The sequence below is a fragment of the Streptomyces sp. NPDC001002 genome (genome assembly GCF_053599215.1).
In genome coordinates, this window is sequence record NZ_JBSFLV010000096.1 from 14,565 (window position 1) to 36,571 (window position 22,007).

Annotated in this window: 19 protein-coding genes; 12 read left to right on the plus strand and 7 right to left on the minus strand. The window is 68.9% G+C overall.

What is annotated here, in order from left to right; genetic code table 11:
- Positions 1-73: 73 nt before the first annotated feature.
- Together ACWDR3_RS33385 and ACWDR3_RS33390 are read right to left on the minus strand one after the other, a co-directional pair.
- Positions 74-1,156: an inositol-3-phosphate synthase gene (locus tag ACWDR3_RS33385; RefSeq protein ID WP_450356295.1), complete on the minus strand. Its 1,083-nt coding sequence runs from the start codon at positions 1,154-1,156 to the stop codon at positions 74-76.
- A gap of 44 nt (positions 1,157-1,200) precedes the next feature.
- The gene (locus ACWDR3_RS33390) at positions 1,201-1,881 is read right to left on the minus strand and encodes a PadR family transcriptional regulator (RefSeq protein ID WP_450356296.1); all 681 of its coding nucleotides are present in this window, start codon (positions 1,879-1,881) and stop codon (positions 1,201-1,203) included.
- Positions 1,882-2,233: 352 nt separating this feature from the next.
- Between ACWDR3_RS33390 and ACWDR3_RS33395 the strand changes: the two genes are divergently transcribed.
- Both ACWDR3_RS33395 and ACWDR3_RS33400 read left to right on the plus strand, forming a co-directional pair.
- Positions 2,234-4,897, plus strand: coding sequence for a transglycosylase domain-containing protein (locus ACWDR3_RS33395; protein WP_450356297.1), 2,664 nt, complete (start codon positions 2,234-2,236; stop codon positions 4,895-4,897).
- Between the two features lie 130 nt (positions 4,898-5,027).
- The gene (locus ACWDR3_RS33400) at positions 5,028-6,536 is read left to right on the plus strand and encodes a glycosyltransferase family 87 protein (RefSeq protein WP_450356298.1); all 1,509 of its coding nucleotides are present in this window, start codon (positions 5,028-5,030) and stop codon (positions 6,534-6,536) included.
- A gap of 111 nt (positions 6,537-6,647) precedes the next feature.
- On the opposite strand, the gene ACWDR3_RS33405 is transcribed toward ACWDR3_RS33400, so the two are convergent.
- The 3 genes from ACWDR3_RS33405 to ACWDR3_RS33415 all read right to left on the minus strand — a co-directional run bounded on the left by ACWDR3_RS33405 (position 6,648) and on the right by ACWDR3_RS33415 (position 9,363).
- A complete protein-coding gene (locus ACWDR3_RS33405; RefSeq protein ID WP_450356299.1) occupies positions 6,648-7,679 on the minus strand; it encodes an alanine racemase in 1,032 nt (343 codons plus the stop codon).
- A 65-nt stretch (positions 7,680-7,744) separates the two neighbouring features.
- Entirely contained in the window at positions 7,745-8,866 is a 1,122-nt protein-coding gene (gene femX, locus ACWDR3_RS33410; protein ID WP_450356300.1) for a peptidoglycan bridge formation glycyltransferase FemX, read from the minus strand.
- 179 nt (positions 8,867-9,045) lie between these two features.
- The gene (locus ACWDR3_RS33415) at positions 9,046-9,363 is read right to left on the minus strand and encodes a hypothetical protein (RefSeq protein ID WP_402356652.1); all 318 of its coding nucleotides are present in this window, start codon (positions 9,361-9,363) and stop codon (positions 9,046-9,048) included.
- Between the two features lie 263 nt (positions 9,364-9,626).
- Here ACWDR3_RS33415 and rpsF point away from each other — a divergent pair, with 263 nt between their 5' ends.
- The 4 genes from rpsF to rplI all read left to right on the plus strand — a co-directional run bounded on the left by rpsF (position 9,627) and on the right by rplI (position 11,366).
- Positions 9,627-9,917, plus strand: a complete 291-nt coding sequence (gene rpsF, locus ACWDR3_RS33420) for a 30S ribosomal protein S6 (protein ID WP_005482942.1) — start codon at positions 9,627-9,629, stop codon at positions 9,915-9,917.
- Between the two features lie 77 nt (positions 9,918-9,994).
- On the plus strand, positions 9,995-10,606 hold the full coding sequence (locus ACWDR3_RS33425; RefSeq protein ID WP_450356301.1) for a single-stranded DNA-binding protein: 612 nt from the start codon (positions 9,995-9,997) through the stop codon (positions 10,604-10,606).
- Between the two features lie 58 nt (positions 10,607-10,664).
- On the plus strand, positions 10,665-10,901 hold the full coding sequence (gene rpsR / locus ACWDR3_RS33430; protein ID WP_003949403.1) for a 30S ribosomal protein S18: 237 nt from the start codon (positions 10,665-10,667) through the stop codon (positions 10,899-10,901).
- 18 nt (positions 10,902-10,919) lie between these two features.
- Positions 10,920-11,366, plus strand: coding sequence for a 50S ribosomal protein L9 (gene rplI, locus ACWDR3_RS33435; protein WP_402356646.1), 447 nt, complete (start codon positions 10,920-10,922; stop codon positions 11,364-11,366).
- A 208-nt stretch (positions 11,367-11,574) separates the two neighbouring features.
- Here rplI and ACWDR3_RS33440 read toward each other — a convergent pair whose 3' ends face one another.
- The gene (locus tag ACWDR3_RS33440) at positions 11,575-12,912 is read right to left on the minus strand and encodes an MATE family efflux transporter (RefSeq protein WP_450356302.1); all 1,338 of its coding nucleotides are present in this window, start codon (positions 12,910-12,912) and stop codon (positions 11,575-11,577) included.
- Between the two features lie 461 nt (positions 12,913-13,373).
- On the opposite strand from ACWDR3_RS33440, the gene dnaB reads away from it, so the two are divergent.
- The 3 genes from dnaB to ACWDR3_RS33455 all read left to right on the plus strand — a co-directional run bounded on the left by dnaB (position 13,374) and on the right by ACWDR3_RS33455 (position 17,718).
- Positions 13,374-14,849 carry a replicative DNA helicase gene (gene dnaB, locus ACWDR3_RS33445; protein ID WP_123998992.1) on the plus strand — a complete coding sequence of 492 codons (1,476 nt, stop codon included), beginning with the start codon at positions 13,374-13,376 and terminating at the stop codon, positions 14,847-14,849.
- A 148-nt stretch (positions 14,850-14,997) separates the two neighbouring features.
- The gene (locus tag ACWDR3_RS33450) at positions 14,998-15,864 is read left to right on the plus strand and encodes an NAD-dependent epimerase/dehydratase family protein (RefSeq protein WP_450356303.1); all 867 of its coding nucleotides are present in this window, start codon (positions 14,998-15,000) and stop codon (positions 15,862-15,864) included.
- Positions 15,865-16,014: 150 nt separating this feature from the next.
- Entirely contained in the window at positions 16,015-17,718 is a 1,704-nt protein-coding gene (locus ACWDR3_RS33455) for a Na+/H+ antiporter (RefSeq protein WP_450356304.1), read from the plus strand.
- 7 nt (positions 17,719-17,725) lie between these two features.
- Here the strand turns inward: ACWDR3_RS33455 and ACWDR3_RS33460 are convergent, their stop codons facing one another.
- Entirely contained in the window at positions 17,726-18,487 is a 762-nt protein-coding gene (locus ACWDR3_RS33460; RefSeq protein WP_450356305.1) for a DeoR/GlpR family DNA-binding transcription regulator, read from the minus strand.
- Positions 18,488-18,576: 89 nt separating this feature from the next.
- On the opposite strand from ACWDR3_RS33460, the gene ACWDR3_RS33465 reads away from it, so the two are divergent.
- From ACWDR3_RS33465 to ACWDR3_RS33475, 3 genes are all read left to right on the plus strand, one after another.
- A complete protein-coding gene (locus tag ACWDR3_RS33465) occupies positions 18,577-19,779 on the plus strand; it encodes an MFS transporter (protein WP_450356306.1) in 1,203 nt (400 codons plus the stop codon).
- A 107-nt stretch (positions 19,780-19,886) separates the two neighbouring features.
- Positions 19,887-20,576, plus strand: coding sequence for an HAD family hydrolase (locus tag ACWDR3_RS33470; RefSeq protein ID WP_450356307.1), 690 nt, complete (start codon positions 19,887-19,889; stop codon positions 20,574-20,576).
- Positions 20,573-21,958 carry a serine hydrolase domain-containing protein gene (locus ACWDR3_RS33475; protein ID WP_450356308.1) on the plus strand — a complete coding sequence of 462 codons (1,386 nt, stop codon included), beginning with the start codon at positions 20,573-20,575 and terminating at the stop codon, positions 21,956-21,958. Before ACWDR3_RS33470 ends, ACWDR3_RS33475 begins: the two co-directional genes overlap by 4 nt.
- Positions 21,959-22,007 lie beyond the last annotated feature (49 nt).

The following is a 22,007-nucleotide window of genomic DNA, read 5'->3' on the forward strand; positions in this document are numbered from 1 at the left end:
GTCCCCGGGTCGGTGACCCGGGGACCCTCTCAGCCCTGGCAGGAGCGTTCTCAGTGCCGTGCGCCGGTGGTGCTCAGCGCTCGACCTCGCCCTTGATGAACTTCTCGACGTTGTCGTAGGCCTCGTCGTCGAAGTACTGCACCGGCGGGGACTTCATGAAGTAGCTCGACGCCGACAGGATCGGGCCGCCGATGCCGCGGTCCTTGGCGATCTTCGCAGCGCGCAGGGCGTCGATGATGACGCCCGCGGAGTTCGGGGAGTCCCAGACCTCGAGCTTGTACTCCAGGTTCAGCGGGACGTCGCCGAACGCGCGGCCCTCAAGGCGGACGTAGGCCCACTTGCGGTCGTCGAGCCAGGCCACGTAGTCCGAGGGACCGATGTGGACGTTCTTCGCGCCCATGTCGCGGTCGGGGATCTGCGAGGTGACGGCCTGCGTCTTCGAGATCTTCTTGGACTCAAGGCGGTCGCGCTCCAGCATGTTCTTGAAGTCCATGTTGCCGCCGACGTTGAGCTGCATCGTGCGCTCAAGGCGGACACCGCGGTCCTCGAACAGCTTCGCCATCACACGGTGCGTGATGGTGGCGCCGACCTGCGACTTGATGTCGTCGCCGACGATCGGGACACCGGCCTCGGTGAACTTGTCGGCCCACTCCTTGGTGCCGGCGATGAAGACCGGAAGGGCGTTGACGAAGGCGACCTTGGCGTCGATGGCGCACTGGGCGTAGAACTTCGCCGCGTCCTCGGAGCCGACGGGCAGGTAGCAGATGAGGACGTCGACCTGCTTGTCCCTGAGGATCTGGACGACGTCGACGGGCGCCTCGGCGGACTCCTCGATGGTCTCCCGGTAGTACTTGCCGAGACCGTCGAGGGTGTGGCCACGCTGGACCGTGACGCCCTTGTTCGGGACGTCGCAGATCTTGATGGTGTTGTTCTCGCTGGCACCGATGGCGTCCGAGAGGTCGAGGCCGACCTTCTTCGCGTCGACGTCGAAGGCGGCGACGAACTCGACGTCACCCACGTGGTAGTCGCCGAACTGGACATGCATCAGGCCGGGCACCTTGGACGCCGGGTCGGCGTCCTTGTAGTACTCGACTCCCTGGACCAGCGACGCGGCGCAGTTGCCCACGCCGACGATGGCTACGCGAACCGAACCCATTCCGGTTGCTCCCTGTGTGTACGAGTGAGGTCCTGGCAGGGACCTCACGTGGTGGTGTCGCCGGGCGTATCCGGACCGGGGGTGTCCCCGGGCCGGGGCAGGACGCCCGGCGCTCCCTCTGTGGTGTCGCGAGCGGGTTCTCCGTGGGCGGGACCCTTCAGGTCCCGGCCCGCCCGCTCACTTTCGATGAGCTCGTTCAGCCAGCGCACTTCGCGCTCCACGGACTCCATCCCGTGGCGCTGGAGCTCAAGCGTGTAGTCGTCGAGGCGCTCTCGGGTACGTGCCAGGGAGGCGCCCATTTTCTCCAGGCGCTCCTCCAACCGGCTGCGACGGCCCTCCAGCACGCGCATCCGTACGTCCCGGGACGTCTGCCCGAAGAAGGCGAACCGGGCGGCGAAGGTCTCGTCCTCGTACGCGTCGGGGCCGGTCTGCGAGAGCAGGTCCTCGAAGTGTTCCTTACCTTCCGCCGTCAACCGATAGACGATCTTGGCGCGACGCCCTGCGAGTGGAGCTGCCAGGGCGTCCTCGGGGGCGTTCCCCGGTTCCTCGATCAACCAGCCGCTCGCGACCAGCGTCTTGAGGCAGGGGTAGAGCGTCCCGTAGCTGAAGGCCCGGAACACGCCCAGCGAAGTATTGAGTCGTTTGCGCAGCTCGTAGCCGTGCATCGGGGACTCGCGCAACAGGCCGAGGACGGCGAACTCGAGGATCCCGGCACGCCGGCTCATCCGCTCGCCTCCTCGTCTTATGTCGCTCCGATGTATCGACTCGATACATCATGACGATAGAACGGCCTTCCGGATGCGACAAGTGGGGAGACGGTGAACGGGATCACATCACTTATTCACCGGAGGCAAGTTGCCTGATTTGGGGTGAACTTCGGGGCTAGGCGGGTTTTGACGGTGCGTAGTCTGTGCGCCATGGACACCACCGGGAACCGAGTGACGCGAGGGGGCGTCATCGTGCTCGGTGCAGTACGGATGAATGCAGGATCGACCACATCCGTACTTCGGGGGGACCGGAAACCAGCCGCCGTTTCCAGGCGCGCACGGGTGCGCCTGCCCGAGGAGTAGTCGTTCGATGAGCGAGCACCGTCGCAAACCGCCGCAGCCGCAGGGAGGCGGACGTGCCGAATCCCGACGCGGCCAGTCCGGCGCGTCCTCCGGCCGCCGTGCGGCACCGCGAGGCGCCACCGGATCTCCTGCCGACGCGTACGGGTCTGATTCATACGGTTCGGCAGGCGAGGAGCCGTCGTACGGCGGCCGCGCCGAGGCCCGCCGCGCTGCACAGAGAAGCGGGGGCGGTCGCCGCAGGGCGCCCGAACCCGGCCGAGGCCCCGGTGGCCCCAACGGACCAGGGCGCGGCAGGGGCCGCGCCGTACCCGCCAAGAAGAGGCTGATCGACTATCCGCGCGCGGGCAAGTACGGCGCCGCGCGCTGGGTGCCGTCGTGGAAGCTCATGGCCGGCATGTTCATCGGCTTCTTCGGCAGCCTGGTCGCGGTCGCGGGGGTGGCCTACGCCCTCGTGGGCGTCCCGGACATCGCCAAGACGGCCGAGGCGCAGAACAACGTCTATTACTGGGGCGACGGCACCGAGATGGTCGCGACGGGTGGTGAGACCAACCGTCAGATCGTCAACCTCTCGCAGATCCCCGAAGCGATGAGGTACGCAGTCATCTCCCAGGAGAACAAGACCTTCTACACCGACAGCGGCATCGACCCCAAGGGCATCGCCCGCGCCGTGTTCAACATGGCCAGGGGCGGTGAGACGCAGGGTGGCTCCACCATCACCCAGCAGTACGTGAAGAACGCCATGCTGGACGACCAGTCGCAGACCATCTCCCGTAAGTTCAAGGAGATCTTCGTCTCGATCAAGGTGGGCACCACGGTCAAGAAGGACCAGATCATGGCCGGCTACCTGAACTCCGCGTACTACGGGCGCAGCGCCTACGGGATCCAGGCCGCCGCCCGCGCGTACTTCAACAAGGACGCCGTCGATCTCAACCCGGGCGAGTGCGCCTTCCTTTCGGCGATGCTGAAGGGCGCCACGTACTACGACCCGGCCGGCTCGACGTCCATCGACTCGGCCGCCACTCCCGAGGCCAACAGCAAGCGTGCCCTGGTCCAGATGCAGGACACCCTGGACAAGATGGTCGAGTACGGGCATCTGGACGCCGCGGAGCGAGCGAAGTACACCACGCTGCCCAAGGTCCAGAACCCGCGGTCGAACGCCGCGCTCAGTGGTCAGGTCGGCTACCTCGTCGACCTCTCCAAGGCGTACCTGATCAACAACACGAACATCACCGCCGACGACCTGCAGAAGGGCGGTTACTCGATCTACACGACCTTCGACAAGAAGAAGGTCAAGGAGCTCGAGGACTCCGTCAAGAAGGTCCAGAAGGCCAACATCAAGCCCAAGCAGCGCCCGGAGACGGACACGCACGTCCAGTTCGGCGGCGCCTCCGTGGACCCGAACACCGGGGCCATCAAGGCCATCTACGGCGGTGAGGACGCGACCAAGCACTTCACCAACAACGCGGATGTGACCGGCGCCCAGGTCGGTTCGACCTTCAAGCCGTTCGTTCTCGCGGCAGCGATGAAGTGGGGCGTGCGGGACAAGAGCCTCGGTGCGGAGCAGGCGCAGGACGAGCGCACCCAGGTGTCCCCGAAGAGCCTGTTCAGCGGTAAGAACAAGCTCAAGATCAGGGACTACGACGATTCGATCTGGAAGAACGAGAAGGGCCAGGAGTGGCTGCAGACCAATGACGGCAACGAGTCGTACGGCAGTCCGCCCAACTACGACATCGACCTCCGCGAGGCGATGCGTGAGTCGGTGAACTCCGCCTTCGTGCAGCTCGGCATGGACGTCGGCCTGGACAAGGTCAAGGAAGCGGCCGTGGACGCCGGCTTGAAGTCGGACAGCCTCGCCGGCACCAGCTTCCCGTCCTTCTCCATCGGTATCTCCGACCCGAGCGCGATCCGCATGGCGGGCGCGTACGGCACCTTCGCCGCCAGTGGTGAGCAGCGTGACCCGTACTCCGTCCAGAAGGTCACCAGCAAGGACGGCACGGTCTTCACGCACAAGGACCAGCCCAAGCAGGTGTTCACCCGGGCGGTCGCCGACAACGTCACCGACGTGCTGAAGACCGTGGTCGACAAGGGCACGGGCACCAACGCCAAGCTGGACGACCGGGAGGTGGCCGGCAAGACCGGTACCACCGACGGCAACAAGTCCGCCTGGTTCGTGGGCTACACGCCGCAGCTGTCCACGTCGATCACGATGTTCCGGTACGACGACGACGAGACCAAGAAGAACCGCACCTTCCTGGAGATGTACGGAACGGGTGGCCAGAAGAAGATCCACGGTGCCTCGTTCCCGTCCGAGATCTGGCACGACTACATGGAACAGGCGATGAAGGGCGAGAAGGTGCTCGACTTCCCGACGCCCGAGCCCATCGGTGAGATCGTCAACGAGGAGCCGAGCCCGACGCCCACTCCGACGCCCACCGAGACCGAGGAAGCCACTCCGACCCCGACGCCGACACCGACCGAGACGGTCGAGAGTCCGACTCCAACGGTCAGTGAGTCCTGCCAGTTCGCCTTCCAGTGCGGGGACGACGGCGGGACCGACGACGGCGGCACGGACGGAGGCGCGTCCTCCACGCCGTCGGCCACGGAATCGACAGGCACCGGCACCAGTAGAGGCGAGGACAACGGAGGCATCTTCGGAGGTCCGAACGGCTAGTCGCCAAAACGCCCAGCACGGGTGTTTCACGTGAAACATGTACATGTTTCACGTGAAACAGGGGCCGTCACATCCACCGGATGTGGCGGCCCTCGGCGTATTGCCAGGCACGTACGGCAGGATGTGCGGCATGCCCAGCGCAGAATCGACGCAAGCGAGCGAGCACGAGCCAGACACGGTGCGGCCCACCAAGGAGGACGAGGTCGCCCGGTCCGGCAGTGAGCTGATCGGCGGTCCCCTCGGGCGGCGTGCCCTGCTCGGGACGTCCTGGTGGACTCCCGTCCGGGTCGTCGCGCTCGTGGCGATCGGCATGTTCGCCCTCGGCCTGATCCAGAAGGCCCCCTGCTACAACGGCGCCTGGTTCTTCGGCGCCAGCTCCCAGTACACGAAGGCGTGCTACTCGGACATCCCGCACCTGTACCAGGGGCGTGGTTTCGCCGACGGACTCGTGCCGTACTTCGACAAGCTCTCCGGCGACATGCCGTACCTCGAATACCCGGTGCTGACCGGCGTGTTCATGGAGGTCGCCTCCTGGCTCACGCCGGGCAGCGGCACCATCCAGGACCAGGAACAGTGGTACTGGATGGTCAACGCCGGGATGCTGATGGTGTGCGCGGCCGTCATCGCCGTCTGCGTGGCCCGTACACACCGGCGGCGGCCCTGGGACGGTCTGTTGGTCGCCCTGGCACCCGCCTTCGCGCTGACCGCCACCATCAACTGGGACCTCCTGGCGGTCGCTCTGACGGCCGCGGCGATGCTGATGTGGTCCCGAGGCCGCTCGCTCGCCTTCGGCGTCCTCCTGGGGCTCGCCACGGCCGCCAAGCTGTACCCCGTGTTTCTCCTCGGCCCGCTGTTCCTGCTGTGCTGGCGCGCCGGCAAGTGGCGGGACTTCGGGAAGGCCTTCGGCGGAGCGGCCGTCGCCTGGCTCGTCGTGAACCTGCCGGTGATGTACTTCGCCTGGGACGGCTGGGCGCAGTTCTACCGGTTCAGCCAGGAACGGGGTGTGGACTTCGGGTCCTTCTGGCTGATCATGGCTCAGAACTCGTCCGACCCGCTCAGCACCGAGACCGTCAACACCCTTGCCACGCTGCTGGTGTTGCTCTCCTGCGTGGCCATCGCCGCCCTCACCCTGACCGCCCCGCGCCGACCGCGCTTCGCCCAGCTGGCGTTCCTGATCGTCGCGGCGTTCATCCTCACCAACAAGGTCTACTCGCCGCAGTACGTGCTGTGGCTGGTGCCGTTGGCTGTCCTGGCGCGCCCCAAGTGGCGGGACTTCCTGATCTGGCAGGCCTGCGAGGTCGCGTACTTCCTGGGCATCTGGATGTACCTCGCCTACACGACCAGCGGAGACGCTCACAAGGGGCTTCCCCAGGACGGCTATCACTGGGCCATCGCCGTGCACCTGCTGGGGACGCTGTACTTCTGCGGCATGGTGGTGCGTGACATCCTCATGCCCGAGCGGGACCCCGTGCGCAGGTCCGGGGACGACGACCCCTCGGGGGGCGTGCTCGACGGCGCGGAGGACGTCTTCGTCCTCGGTCCGGCGGCGCATCCGCCACGGCACGCCGCCTACTACGAGGGTCCGCAGGTGGAGTGGGGCAGCGGCGGAACGGACTCTTCCACGGACCGTTCGCTCTGAGCGAACAAGGCGTCCTGACGAGCAAGCAGAAGGCCGGGTACGGAGGTTTCCGTACCCGGCCTTTCGTGTGTCCGGAGGGCTAGGCGCCCAACGTGTGGCAGCGAGCCCGGCTCAGCGGTCGACGATCCGGTCGAACTGCGTGGTGGTGTGCCGCAGATGGGCCACGAGCTCGTCACCGACCGTCGGCTCGGCCGCCTCTGACGGCACGAACAGGATCGAGACCTGCATGTGCGGAGGCTCGGCGAACCAGCGCTGCTTGGCGTCCCAGACGAACGGAGAAAGGTTCCGGTTGACCGTGGCCAGGCCGGCCCGGGCAACGCCCTTGGCGCGCGGCATGACGCCGTGCAGGGCCTTCGGGGCCTCCAGGCCCACCCCGTGCGACGTACCGCCCGCCACGACCACCAGGAAGCCGTCGGAGGCCGCTTTCTGCTGCCGGTAGCCGAACCGGTCGCCCTTGGCGACGCGGGTGACGTCCAGGACCGCCCCGCGGTACTCGGTGGCCTCGTGGTCCCCCAGCCACAGCCGCGTGCCGATACGGGCGCGGAAGCGGGTCTGCGGGAACTGCTGCTGCAGCCGGGCGAGATCCTCGGCCTTGAGGTGGCTGACGAACATCGTGTGCAGGGGCAGCCGGGCCGCGCGCAGCCGGTCCATCCAGCCGATGACCTCCTCGACGGCGTCCGAGCCGTCGGTGCGGTCCAGCGGCAGATGGATGGCGAAGCCCTCCAGGCGGACGTTCTCTATGGCCTGGTGCAGCATCGGCAGGTCCTGCTCGCTGATGCCGTGCCGCTTCATCGAGGACATCACCTCGATGACCACCCGGGCCCCCACGAGGCCGTACACGCCGTCCACCGACGACACCGACCGGATCACCCGGTCGGGCAGCGGGACGGGCTCCTCACCGCGCCGGTACGGCGTCAGCACCAGCAGGTCACCGCCGAACCAGTCCTTGATCCGCGCGGCCTCGTACGTCGTACCGACGGCGAGGACGTCCGAGCCCAGACGCGTGGCCTCCTCCGCCAGCCGCTCGTGCCCGAAGCCGTAGCCGTTGCCCTTGCAGACCGGGACGAGCCCCGGGAACTGCTCCTGCACGTGCTTGTGATGCGCCCGCCAGCGCGCGGTGTCGACGTAGAGGGTGAGCGCCATGGCCGGACCTGGAACCTTTCTGGTGTCTGCGGTGTATCAGAGGTATGGAATCACTGAACGTGACGTCAGCGGCGCGACATGTAGATGTCGAGGGCCTTGTGGAGCAGTTTGTTCAGCGGGAAGTCCCACTCGCCCAGGTATTCGGCGGCCTGTCCGCCCGTGCCCACCTTGAACTGGATCAGGCCGAAGAGATGGTCGGTCTCGTCCAGAGAGTCGGAAATGCCCCGCAGGTCGTAGACGGTGGCACCGAGCGCGTACGCGTCGCGCAGCATCCGCCACTGCATCGCGTTCGAGGGCCGGACCTCGCGGCCGATGTTGTCGGAGGCGCCGTAGGAGTACCAGACGTGCCCGCCGACGATCAGCATCGTCGCCGCCGACAGGTTCACGCCGTTGTGCCGGGCGAAGTACAGCCGCATGCGGTTGGGGTCCTCGGAGTTGAGGGCCGTCCACATGCGCTGGAAGTAGGAGAGCGGGCGGGGCCTGAAGTGGTCGCGCACGGCCGTGATCTCGTACAGCCGCTGCCATTCCTCGAGGTCGTGGTAGCCGCCCTGGACGACCTCGACGCCGGCCTTCTCGGCCTTCTTGATGTTGCGGCGCCACAGCTGGTTGAAGTTCTTGTGGACCTCTTCCAACGACCGGTTGGCGAGGGGCACTTGGTAGACGTAGCGGGGCTGCACGTCACCGAAGCCGGCGCCGCCGTCCTCGCCCTGCTGCCAGCCCATCCGACGGAGCTTGTCGGCGACCTCGAAGGCGCGCGGCTCGATGAAGTCGGCCTCGATGTCGCGCAGTCGCTTCACGTCGGGGTTCTGGATGCCCGCCTTGATGGAGGTGGCCTCCCAGCGCCGGATGATGACCGGCGGGCCCATCTTCACCGAGAAGGCGCCCTGGTTCTTGAGGTGCGCGAGCATCGGCTCGAGCCACTCGGTGAGGTTCGGCGCGTACCAGTTGATGACCGGGCCCTCGGGGAGATAGGCGAGGTAGCGCTTGATCTTGGGCAACTGCCGGTAGAGGACGAGCCCCGCGCCGACCAGCTCGCCGGTGCGGTCGTCGAACCAGCCGAGGCTCTCGGAGCGCCACTCCGCCTTGACGTCAGCCCATGCAGGGACCTGCATGTGGCTCGCCGAGGGCAGGGTCTGGATGTACGCCAGATGCTGCTCGCGGCTGATCGTCCTCAGGGTCAGGCTCATTCGGGGCGCTCCTCGGGCTGGTGTGTCCCCATGGGTACAGGGGCTCCGGCTCTCGCGCCGAAGCCTACTGCGCCTTGCGAGCGCCCCGACTGGGCGTACGGAACCTGCGCCCCGGCCTGTGGCCCGTCGAGGCGTTCCGTAGTGCTTTGTGCGGTGTTGAGGAGCGGGCTTCCTCGGCGTCAGCCGCCGATGACCCCGCCGAAGAGACCGCCGTGCGCCATGCCGAGGAAGAAGCCGACCCCCGCGGCGCCGAGACCCAGGATGAGTCCGAAGCGTTCGCGTGTCGTCTCCGAGATCCACTGGCCGTACGCCCCGGTGGCGAGCCCGATCAGGCCTGCCCAGGAGCTGAGCAGATGCAGGTTGTGGAACATCGACGAGACGAAAGCCGTGATGCCGAGCACCAGGGTCACCGCGAGCAAGGTGTCCTGGAGCGGGTGGGACTTGCCGTCCGTGGCGAAAAGGCCGCCGACGGTATTGGGTCGCAATGCCTGTGCCATAGGGCACCTCCTGCGGAAGACGGCGCACCGTAGCGCCATACACACCCGATGTGTACAGACTGACGGTCCCCCGGGCCGGATTTCAACCGGAAGCCGGTGTGCGGGTACTCTGTATCGTCTGCACGGTGTCTGCCCTTGTCGCGGCGGTGTCTCCGACAAGGAGCCCCCGATTGTCAGTGGTGGCCGATACCGTTGCGTACGCATCACAACCCTCCTGCCACGGAACGACCGTGGCCGCTGAGTCCGAAGGAGGTGGGTTCCACATGCGTCACTACGAGGTGATGGTCATCCTCGACCCCGATCTGGAGGAGCGCGCTGTCGCCCCCCTGATCGAGAACTTCCTCTCCGTCGTCCGTGAGGGCAACGGCAAGGTCGAGAAGGTCGACACCTGGGGCCGTCGTCGTCTCTCGTACGAGATCAAGAAGAAGCCCGAGGGCATCTACTCGGTCATCGACCTGCAGGCCGAGCCTGCGGTCGTCAAGGAGCTCGACCGCCAGATGAACCTGAACGAGTCGGTCCTCCGGACCAAGGTCCTCCGCCCCGAGACCCACTGAGCGTCCAGCTCAGCTGATCTCGGGATTCGAGTAGCAGCACCAAGCAGCCAGCAGCAAACCCGCCGAGAGGTTCCCCCATGGCAGGCGAGACCGTCATCACGGTCGTCGGCAATCTTGTCGACGACCCCGAGCTGCGCTTCACCCCGTCCGGTGCGGCGGTCGCGAAGTTCCGTGTCGCGTCCACTCCCCGCACCTTCGACCGCCAGACGAACGAGTGGAAGGACGGCGAAAGCCTGTTCCTGACCTGCTCGGTCTGGCGTCAGGCGGCGGAGAACGTCGCGGAGTCGCTCCAGCGAGGCATGCGCGTCATCGTGCAGGGCCGGCTGAAGCAGCGGTCCTACGAGGACCGTGAGGGCGTCAAGCGCACGGTCTACGAGCTGGACGTCGAGGAAGTCGGCGCCAGCCTGCGCAGTGCCACGGCCAAGGTCACCAAGACCGCCGGTGGCGCTCGCGGTGGCCAGGGCGGCGGTTTCGGCGGCGGCGGTGGCCAGGGTGGCGGCGGCTGGGGTGGAAACTCCGGCGGCGGTCAGCCGGCCGGCGGCGCTCCCGCCGACGACCCGTGGGCGACCGGCACTCCCGCCGGTGGCAACCAGGGCGGCGGCGCGAGCGGTGGCGGTGGCGGCGGCTGGGGTGGAAACTCCGGCGGCAGCGGCGGTGGCGGCGGCTACTCGGACGAGCCCCCCTTCTAGGCCCTTGGGCCGAGGGGCGGGTCGTACCCAAACTTCTTGATCACACAGGAGAAACACCATGGCGAAGCCGCCTGTGCGCAAGCCTAAGAAGAAGGTCTGCGCTTTCTGCAAGGACAAGGTCACGTACGTGGACTACAAGGACACGAACATGCTGCGGAAGTTCATTTCCGACCGCGGCAAGATTCGCGCCCGCCGCGTGACCGGCAACTGCACGCAGCACCAGCGTGACGTCGCCACGGCTGTCAAGAACAGCCGTGAGATGGCGCTGCTGCCCTACACCTCCACCGCGCGCTAAGGGAAGGGTGACCGACAAATGAAGATCATCCTCACCCACGAGGTCTCCGGCCTCGGTGCCGCGGGCGACGTCGTCGACGTCAAGGACGGTTACGCTCGCAACTACCTGATCCCGCGGAAGTTCGCTATCCGCTGGACCAAGGGTGGCGAGAAGGACGTCGAGCAGATCCGTCGCGCTCGCAAGATCCACGAGATCCAGACCATCGAGCAGGCCAACAGCATCAAGGCCCAGCTCGAGGGTGTGAAGGTCCGTCTGGCCGTTCGCTCCGGCGACGCCGGTCGTCTCTTCGGTTCCGTCACCCCGGCCGACGTCGCTTCGGCGATCGCGGCTGCCGGTGGCCCGAAGGTCGACAAGCGCCGTGTCGAGCTGGGTTCGCCCATCAAGACGCTGGGCGCCCACGAGACGACCGTTCGTCTGCACCCCGAGGTTGCCGCCAAGGTCAACATCGAGGTCATCGCGGCCTGATCGCTGCGCTCTGCTTGAGCAGTTGAGAGAAGGGGCCGTACCTGCCGGGTGCGGCCCCTTCTGCATGCCCAGCTCTTCGCGCTCGGCGACGGTGAGTCCGTGCGGGTGTTTCACGTGAAACACCAAGCACCGTGTTTCACGTGAAACCGTCGGCCCGAACCCTCCATGTCGAACCACCGGCCCGAACCCACCGTTTCACGTGAAACAGTCAGCGCGTCGCGCCCGTGACGAGCCAGCGGCCGGAGCGGGTGCGCAGCCAGAGGGTCAGCATCCGTACCGTCATCATCAGCGTCATGGCCGCCCACAGGGCGGTGAGTCCTCCGCCGAGCGCAGGGACGAGCAGGGCGACCGGGGTGAAGACCGCCAGGGTGATCAGCATCGCCCACGCCAAGTAGGGTCCGTCGCCCGCGCCCATCAGGACGCCGTCCAGGACGAAGACGATGCCGCTGATCGGCTGCGAGGCGGCCACGATCAGTAGGGCGGGCAGGGCGGTGTCCTTGACCGAGGGGTCGCTGGTGAACAGAGACAGGAACACCGGGCGGGTGACCAGTACCAGCAGGCCGAGGACGATGCCCGTGGCGATGCCCCACTGCACCATGCGGCGGCAGGCGGCGCGAGCGCCCTCGGTGTCTCCGGCGCCGAGGTAGCGCCCGATGATGGCCTGACCGGCGATGGCGATGGCGTCGAGAGCGAAGGCGAGCAGGCTCCACAGGGACAGGATGATCTGGTGGGCCGCGATGTCGGCGTCACCGAGCCGGGCGGCGATCGCGGTGGCGATCATCAGAATCGCCCGCAAGGACAGGGTGCGCACGAGCAGAGGTGCGCCGGCCTGAGCCGAGGCTCTGATCCCGGCGGCGTCGGGACGCAGTGAGGCACCGTGCCGACGGGCCCCGCGGACGACCACGACCAGATAGACGGCGGCCATGCCCCACTGAGCGATGACCGTGCCCCAGGCGGAACCGGCGATGCCGAGGTCGGCACCGTAGACGAGGCCGGCGTTCAGGACGCCGTTGGCGACGAAGCCCGCGACGGCGACGTAGAGAGGTGTCTTCGTGTCCTGGAGGCCGCGTAGGACGCCCGTCGCGGCGAGGACGACGAGCATGGCGGGGATGCCCAGGGAGGAGATGCGGAGGTAGGTGGTCGCGTAGGGGGCGGCGGTGTCCGAGGCGCCGAAGAGTTCGACGAGGCCGGGGGCCGAGGGAAGGGCGACGGCGATGACGGCGGCGCCGAGCAGGAGAGCCAGCCAGATGCCGTCCATGCCCTGCCGGATCGCGGCCTGGAGGTCGCCGGCGCCGACGCGGCGGGCGACGGCCGCCGTGGTGGCGTAGGCGAGGAAGACGAAGACGCTGACGGCTGTCATGAGGAGGGCCGAGGCGACGCCGAGTCCGGCGAGTTGGGCTGTGCCGAGATGGCCCACGATCGCGCTGTCGGCCATGACGAAGAGGGGCTCGGCGACGAGTGCGCCGAAGGCCGGGACGGCCAGTGCGACGATCTCTCGATCGTGCTGTCGCCGGTCGGCCTTGGGGGTCGCGGGAGCCTGTGTCATGAGCACTAATGTAATCGTCCACAGGTAAGAGATGCAATGTAGCTGAGACCCTTACTCGATTTCGCGGCCCGTGCTCTTTCGTGCACCGTTCGAAGCGATCTTGGTCCAACTGGAAAAGTTTTTCTTCTGCACAGCCGGTGGACGGGAAAGTCGCAGCTCAGGGCGGGTGAAGTGGCGGAGGTCGGAGCTTGTTCACAGGGCTGTCCACCGGGTCGTGCACAGGTTTTGCGGAGTTCTCCACAGCATCCGGGCCGTCGTCCACATGGCCTGTGGATAACCAGATTGGCTGACGGTGCCCACAGGCCTACGGTGGTGCGGCGCCCGCTCCGTTCGTCGGCTGGGAAACCATCACAAAACCGACGCGCCAGAACCGGAGTTGGGCGTCTTGTTTGTCAGTGCCGTGCCGTAGAAAAGAGAGGCACGGCTAGGTCCGCTCTCGGCGGACGGGAGGAGGTGTCTCGGTGAGCATTTCCGAGCCCTTGGACGATCCGTGGGCCGACAGTGGTCCGAGTGATCGTCTGCCTGCCCGCCGGCGCGGCGAAGGCGGCCGCGGGCGCGACGAGCAGCACGACCGCGGCCGGGAGAACGGCCAGTGGGAGAGCGGCGGAACGTCCTTCGAGCGCGTACCGCCGCAGGATCTCGACGCCGAGCAGTCGGTTCTCGGCGGCATGCTGCTGTCCAAGGACGCCATCGCCGATGTCGTGGAGGTGCTCAAGGGCCACGACTTCTACAAGCCCGCGCACGAGACGGTCTTCCAGGCGATCCTCGACGTCTACGCCAAGGGCGAGCCGGCCGACCCGATCACGATCGCCGCCGAGCTCACCAAGCGCGGCGAGATCAACAAGGTCGGCGGCGCATCGTATCTGCACACCCTCGTCCAGACGGTGCCGACGGCGGCCAACGCGGAGTACTACGCGGAGATCGTCCACGAGCGGGCGGTGCTGCGCAGGCTGGTCGAGGCCGGAACCCGTATCACCCAGATGGGGTACGCGGCGGACGACGACGTCGACGAGATCGTCAACCGCGCGCAGGCCGAGATCTACGCGGTCACCGAGCAGCGCACCAGCGAGGACTACCTCCCGCTCGGCGACATCATGGAGGGCGCGCTCGACGAGATCGAGGCGATCGGCTCGCGCAGCGGCGAGATGACCGGCGTACCGACCGGATTCACGGACCTCGACTCGCTCACCAACGGTCTGCACCCGGGCCAGATGATCGTCATCGCGGCCCGACCCGCGATGGGCAAGTCCACGCTCGCGCTGGACTTCGCGCGCGCGGCGTCGATCAAGCACAACCTGCCGAGCGTCATCTTCTCCCTCGAAATGGGGCGCAACGAGATCGCGATGCGTCTGCTGTCCGCCGAGGCGCGGGTGGCCCTGCACCACATGCGGTCCGGCACCATGACCGACGAGGACTGGACCCGGCTGGCGCGTCGGATGCCCGAGGTGTCGTCCGCGCCGCTCTACATCGACGACTCCCCGAACCTGTCGATGATGGAGATCCGCGCGAAGTGCCGTCGGCTCAAGCAGCGCAGCGACATCAAGCTGGTGATCATCGACTATCTGCAGCTGATGCAGGCGGGCGGCTCCAAGCGCTCCGAGAGCCGTCAGCAGGAGGTCTCGGACATGTCCCGAAACCTCAAGCTCCTGGCCAAGGAGCTGGAGGTCCCGGTGATCGCGCTCTCGCAGCTGAACCGTGGTCCCGAGCAGCGCACGGACAAGAAGCCGATGGTGTCCGACCTGCGTGAGTCCGGCTCCATCGAGCAGGACGCCGACATGGTGATCCTGCTGCACCGCGAGGACGCCTACGAGAAGGAGTCACCGCGCGCGGGCGAGGCGGACATCATCGTCGGCAAGCACCGTAACGGCCCCACGGCGACGATCACCGTCGCCTTCCAGGGCCACTACTCGCGGTTCGTGGACATGGCGCAGACCTGATCCTTCCCAAGGACGTCCTTGACCAGCGGCGATGCCCTGAGGGCATCGCCGTCGACGGAAGAGGTCTTGGACGTCGGTCGCGACACGGGACCAGGGTGGAGGAGCGGCGCATCCCGCCGTTCCTCCACCGACAAGGACCCTGAGAGCGATGCAGATCTTCATCACGGGTGGCTCCGGCTACATCGGCCGTTCCACCATCCGGGCGCTGACCCGGCACGGCATCGGCGTGACCGCGCTGGCGCGCAGCGAGCACGCGGCGCGCACCGTGTCGGACCTCGGTGCCACCCCGGTCGCGGGGTCGCTCACCGACACCGACGTGCTCCGTGCGGCGGCCGGCCGGGCCGACGGCGTCATCCACCTCGGGGTGGACTACGCGGAGGGCACCGCGGACGTCGACCGCGCGGCGGCGGAAGCGCTGCAGGACGGCGTGGGCAGCGGTGTCTACGTGCACACGGGCGGGGTCTGGGTCTACGGCGACACCGACGGGGTCGTCGACGAGGACGCCCCGCTGAGCCCGCCGCGCATCACCGCGTGGCGGCTGGAGAACGAGAAGCGGGTGCTGGCCCGCGCCACCACCGGAGGGCACCCCGTCGTGGTGATGCCGGGGCTGGTCTACGGCCGCTCCGGCGGACTGGCGCAGTCGTTCTTCGTCGAGCCGGGACGCGCCGCGGGCGCCGTGCCCCGCATCGGGGACGGCTCCAACCACTGGGCGCTGGTCCACGTCGACGACATCGCCGAGCTGTACGTCCTGGCCCTGAACGCCCCGGCCGGTGCCGTGTACGCCGGGGCCGGCGGTCAGAACCTCCCGCTGGCGGACATCACCCGCGCCCTCAGCCGTGCCGCCGGATGTCCGGACCGGATCGAGTCGCTGACCGTCGAGGAGGCCGAGCGGCGGATGGGCCCGATCGCCGAGGCGTTCGCCCTCGACCAGCGGTTCAGCGGCGCCCGGGCACGCGACGAGCTCGGCTGGACGCCCACCCGTCTCGACGCCCTGGCGGAACTCGCCCAGGGCTGAACCCTCAGGGACCTGACCACTAGGGGCCGGACTATCAGGGTCCGGACCACCACGGGCCGAACCATCAGGCGTTGGACCCCCACGGGCCGAACCAACGCGGGCCGAACCACCAGGCAACGGGGCGCCCGTCCCACCGGAAGGCAGTGCCGAATGCGCGGCCTCGAAGTCGTCGTCGTCCTTCTCACGGCCGTACTGACCATGACCTGGCTGGCCCGTCGCCTGCGCTGGAACGAGCCGGTCCTGCTGGTGGCGGGTGGCTGCTTGATCGGTCTCACCCCCGAGTTCCGCTCGCTGGTCCTGCCGCCCGCGGTCGTCCTGCTGCTGTTCCTGCCACCCCTGCTCCACTGGGAGTCGCTCACCACCTCGCTCCGCGAGATCAGGACGAATCTGCGCGGCATCGTGCTGCTCGCGACCGGGCTGGTGCTGGCGACCGCCGTCGCCGTGGCCGGGGTGGGGCACGCGCTGGGCCTGTCCTGGCCGCTCGCCCTCGTCCTGGGTGCTGTCGTCGCCCCCACCGACGCCATCGCCGTGGGGGCGGTCGCCCGGCTCCTGCCCCGCCGGACCCGGACCATCCTGCGGGCGGAGAGCCTGATCAACGACGGCACCGCACTCGCCCTCTACGCGGTGGTCGTCGGGGTCGCCGTCCAGGGACGGGCGGTCACCTGGTCGGGGACCGCGGCACGCTTCCTGGCGGCCTACGCGGGCGGTGTCGCGATCGGCGCCGCCTGCGCCGGCGTAGTCGTGGTCCTGCGCGGGCTGTTGCACGACCGCTTGCTGGAGAGCGCCCTGTCCGTGCTCACCCCGTTCGCCGCCTACCTGCCCGCGCAGGTCCTGGGCGTCTCCGGGGTCCTGGCGGTGGTCACTTGCGGTCTCGTCCTCAGCCAGGCGGGCCCGAGGGTGATGAGCGCGGGCGCCAGAGTGCAGATCACCGACTTCTGGGAGGTGAGCACGTTCCTCCTCAACAGCGCCCTGTTCGTCCTGGTGGGCATCCAGACGCCCGCCATCGTGAGCGCGATCGGCGCCGACTCCCTGGGACACGCCGTGGTCACCGCGTCGCTCGTCGGCGGTGTCGTGATCGCCACCCGCCTGCTGTGGCTCTACTCGGTGCCCTATCTCCTGCGCGCCGTCGACCGCCGCCCGGTGCAGCGCACGCTGCGCTCCGGCGCCAGGGAAAGGTTCCCGGTCGCCTGGAGCGGGGTGCGCGGAGCCGTTTCGCTGGCGGCCGCCCTCGGTGTCCCGGCCACCACGGCCGCGGGCCGGCCGTTGGAGGGACACGGCCTGCTGGTGTTCACCGCCGTCGCCGTCATCCTGGTCACGCTGGTCGTCCAGGGCACGACCATGCCCGCGGTGGTCCGCTGGGCCGGACTGCGCGGCGATCCCGACGAGTCCACCGAGGAACGCCGCGCCCATCGCCGGATCGTCGACGCCGCGCTGGCGGCCCTTCCCGACCACGCCGACCGCCTGGACACGCCACCGGAGACCACGGACGCCATCCGCAGCGAGCTGCGCCAGTTCGCGGCCGAGGACGCGGGACTGGCCGACGCAGGGCCCGGCGTACGGAGTGGGCTCGAACTGCGCCGCTCCCTGATCGGCGTCAAACGCGGCGCCCTGATCCGCCTGCGCGACCAGCGGGTCATCGACGACATCGTCCTGCGCCGGCTCCAATTGGTCCTGGACAGCGAGGAGATCAGGATCGACCTGGCCCTGCGTACCGCCGTCGACCGGCCGCCCGTACCACCACGAGCCACGGACCGGCCACCGACACCACCACAGGCCACCGACCGGCAGCCCGCACCACCACCGGCCGCCGAGCGCTCGTCCCTACGTCCACCTGCCGACGGCACAAGCGACTGAGCCCGAGTCATACGGCCTTGACGACGATGCCGGTGTCTTCGAGCGCGGCGATCTCGTCGACGGGGGCCGCGGTGTCGGTGACAAGGGTGTGCAGCAGGGTGGCGGGGCCGACGTGGGCGTACGCGGTGTGGCCGAGCTTGCTGCCGTCGGCGGCCACGATGATGCGGCGCGCGCCGGCGATGCTTGCCTTCTTCACGGCCGCGTCGTCGAGGTCGTAGGCGGTCAGTCCCTCGGCCGCGCTCAGACCGCAGCAGCCCATGACGGCGGTGTCGAAGCGCAGCGCCGCCAGGGACGCGAGGGTGAGGGGGCCGGTGAGGGCTCCCTCGGCGGCCCGGGGCTGTCCGCCGGGCACCACCAGCGTGGCCGGGCCCGGGCCCTCGCCGAATACCTGGACGGCCTGCAACGACAGGGGCATCACCGTGACCGGCCGTCGGCGCAGCAGGTGGGCGACCTCCAGGCAGGTGGTGCCGCTGTCGAGGAGGACGGTCTCGCCGTCGGCGATGAGCGAGGACACCTCGGCAGCGATACGGCGTTTGGCGTCGACGGAGTCGTGGGCGCGCAGCGCGAAGGGCGGCTCCTCGCCCCTGAGCAGCAGGGTGCGCGCCCCGCCGCGGACCCGCTCCAGGACGCCGTGCGCGGCCAGCGCGTCGAGGTCGCGCCGGATGGTCATCTCGGAGGCGCCGGTCAGTTCGACGAGCTCCTGGACCGTGATCCTCCCCGACTCCCTGACGGCCTGCGCGATCATCCCGTGCCGGTCTGCGTTGCTCATACCGCGATTGAACACCCCACCAAACGAACATGCAATGTGTGCGAAGTGCCAGTATTCAACCATGCTGGATGTTCGTTACGGTCGTAGGCATGAGTCATCCGCTGCGTGCCGCCCGAGTGGCGACCTTCGTCTACTTCAGCCTGTGCGGCACCCTGATGGGCACCTGGGTGGTGAACATCCCCGCCATCGAGGAGCGCGTGGGCATCAGCCACGCGACGCTCGGGGCGCTGCTGGTGCTGCTGGGGCTGGGCGCCTTCATCGGGATGCAGGTGGCCGGGAGCCTGACCGACCGCCTCGGGGCGCGCACGGTCGTCCCCGCCACCGCCGTGCTGTGCAGCGCGGCCCTGGTCCTGCCCGGCCTGCCCCGCGAACCGTGGACGCTGGGAGCCGCCCTCCTGGTCTTCGGCTTCTGCAACGGCTGCCTGGACGTGAGCATGAACGCCCACGCCGTGCATGTGGAGAAGGCGTACGGCCGCCCCGTCATGTCGGCCTTCCACGCCACGTTCTCGGTCGGCGGCGTCCTCGCCGCACTCGTCGGAGCGGCCACGGCGAGCGCCGGCCTGAGCCCGGCGGCGGGCATGGGCGCCATGGGAGCCCTGGGCATCGCGGTCGCCCTGGTGTCGGCACGCGCCCTGCTGCCGGCCGTTCCCGTCGCTGAAGCCACCGAGTCCGCGGGGGAGGCCGAGCAGGCGCCGGTCACCGGGCGCCGCGGTACCAGCAGGCGCATCTGGATCCTCGCCGCCCTGGCGCTGCTGGTCATGCTGTGCGAAGGAGCCGCCAACGACTGGAGCGCGCTGCACCTCAAGGACGTCCTCGGCGCGCCCGCGAGCACCGCCGCCTTCGCCTACGGCACCTTCGCCGCGACCATGACCATCGGCCGGCTGCTCGCCGACCGCCTCGTCGCCCGGTTCGGGTCCATGGCGATCCTGAGGTACGGCGCGGCGACGGCTGCCGTCGGCATCACGATCGTGACCGTCTCCCCGTGGATCTGGGCCGCGTTCGCGGGGTGGGGGCTGTTCGGTCTGGGGCTGTCCGGCTGCGTCCCGCAGCTGTTCAGCGCGGCTGGGCACGCCGATTCCGCCGCCGCGGGGGCCAATGTCTCCCGGGTCGCCGGGCTCGGTTACGTCGGCATGCTCGCGGGCCCGGCCGTCATCGGCTGGCTGACCCACTTCGTCGCCCTGAACCACGCCTTCGTCCTGCTGATCCTGCTGTGCGCGACCACCGCCGTGGCCGCCAGGGTCCTGCGCACCGGATCCGACCGCCCGCGCGAGATGGCACACAGCAACCCCTGACCGCCAGTACGGCAACCCCTGACCGTCTGTGCGGCACGGCTCACTCCGTGCCGCACAGGCTCCTCCTCCTCCCGCCCGGCCGCCAGAACCCGGAGGAACCCTCCACCATGCCCACCGACCGAGCCGACCGCGGCATCGTCCTGTTCGACCTCTTCGGGGTCGTCGCCCGCCACCAACGCCCCGGCGCCCTGGGAAAGATGGCCGCCCGCTGTCACACACCCACCGACGCCTTCACCGAGGCCTACTGGGCCTGCCGCCCGCCCTACGACGCCGGCCGCCAGTCCGCGCCCGAGTACTGGACCGCCGTACTGCGCTGGCTGTCCCGGTCCGTCGACGCCGACACGATCGAGGACCTGCGCCTCACCGACATCGACAGCTGGTCGCGCGTCGACGACCGGATGGTCGCCTACGTCCGTTCCCTGCGCGGCGTCGCCGAGGTCGCCCTGCTGTCCAACATCCCCTCGGACCACGCGGACGCCTTCCTCGCCGCGCAGCCCTGGCTGCGTGAACTGGACCACCTCGCCTTCTCCGGGAAGATCGGAGCGGCGAAGCCGGACCCGGCGGCCTTCCGGCACTGCGTCGTCGCCATGGGGGCCGCACCGAACGACTTCCTCTTCGTCGACGACCGCGAGGAGAACGTACGTGCCGCGCAGGCCATGGGGATGAACGGCCATGTCTTCACCGGCCGCGACGGACTGGCAGCCGTCGTCGACACCTGGCTGCCGACTCGACACCCGCGTCCCCGGGGCAAATACGCTCGACGCCCGAGCGGCGCACGGGGTGCACTGGGGGAATGACGACACCTCAGGAAGAGCTGCTCCCCGCCACCCGTCGGGCGCTGCTGCACCGGATCGCCGTGGCCCAGGCCGAAGGGCGTACGCCGTCGCTGGTCGCGGCGGTGGTACGGGACGGGCGGGCCGTGTGGCACGGGGCGCGGACCTCGGTGGACGGACACGGTCCCGACGAGAACGTGCAGTACCGGATCGGCTCGATCACCAAGACCTTCACCGCCGTTCTGGTGCTGCGGCTGCGCGACGAGGGACTGCTCGACCTCGGTGACCCGGTGGAGAAGCATCTGCCGGGCACCGGCGTGGGGGAGGCCACCGTCGCCGACCTCCTCGCGCACACGGGCGGGCTGGCCGCCGAGTCGCCCGCGCCCTGGTGGGAGCGGACTCCGGGCTCGCTGCGCCCCGAACTCGCCGACGTCCTGGGAGATCAGCCCCTCCTGCATCCGGTGGGCCGCCGCTTCCACTACTCCAACCCGGGCTACACCGTGCTGGGCACGCTCGTCGAGAAGCTGCGCGACGCTCCCTGGGAGGAGGTGCTGCGGCGGGAAGTGCTCGAACCCCTGGGTCTGGACCGCACGAGTGGCCGTCCGAAGGCGCCTCACGCGGGCGGCTGGGCCGTGCACCCGTGGGCCGACGTCATGCTGCCGGAGCCCGCCGAGGACCTCGGACGCATGGCCCCGGCCGGACAACTCTGGTCCACCACCGGCGACTTGGCGCGGTTCGCGATCTTCCTGACGCAGGGGGACGACCGGGTCCTGAGCGCCGAGACCGTACGGGAGATGCGTGTACCGGCGGCGCCGGGCGAGGCAGCGGACGTCGCGGACGGCGTCTCGTACGGACTCGGGCTGCAGATCCAGCAGCGTCACGGTCGGCTGCTGATCGGTCACTCCGGCTCCCTGCCGGGCTTTCTGGCGAACCTCAGCATCAGCGTCAAGGACGACGTCGCCGCGGTGGTGCTGGCCAACTGCACCTCCGGACCCCTGCTGGCCACGGTCGGCGCCGACCTCGTGCGCATCGTCGCCGAGGCCGAGCCCCGCATCCCCGCCCCCTGGCGACCGCTGCCCGAAGTGGACGCGTCCGTACTGGAGTTGGCGGGCCCGTGGTACTGGGGAACGCACGCATTCGCCCTCCGGCTGACGGCCGCCGGTGGGGTCTCCCTGGAGCCCCTGTCCGGCAGTGGCCGCCGGTCCCGCTTCCGGGCCAACGCCGACGGCACCTGGACCGGACTGGAGGGCTACTACGCCGGAGAGCTCCTGAAGGCCGTACGACGGCCCGACGGGACCGTGAGCCATCTGGACCTCGGGTCGTTCGTGTTCACGCGTCAGCCGTACGACAAGGGCGCTTCCGTGCCGGGCGGAGTCGACCCGGAGGGCTGGCGGGGCATCGGATAGCCGACGCGGTGCCGGCCGGGTGTCGTGTTTCACGTGAAACACGACACCC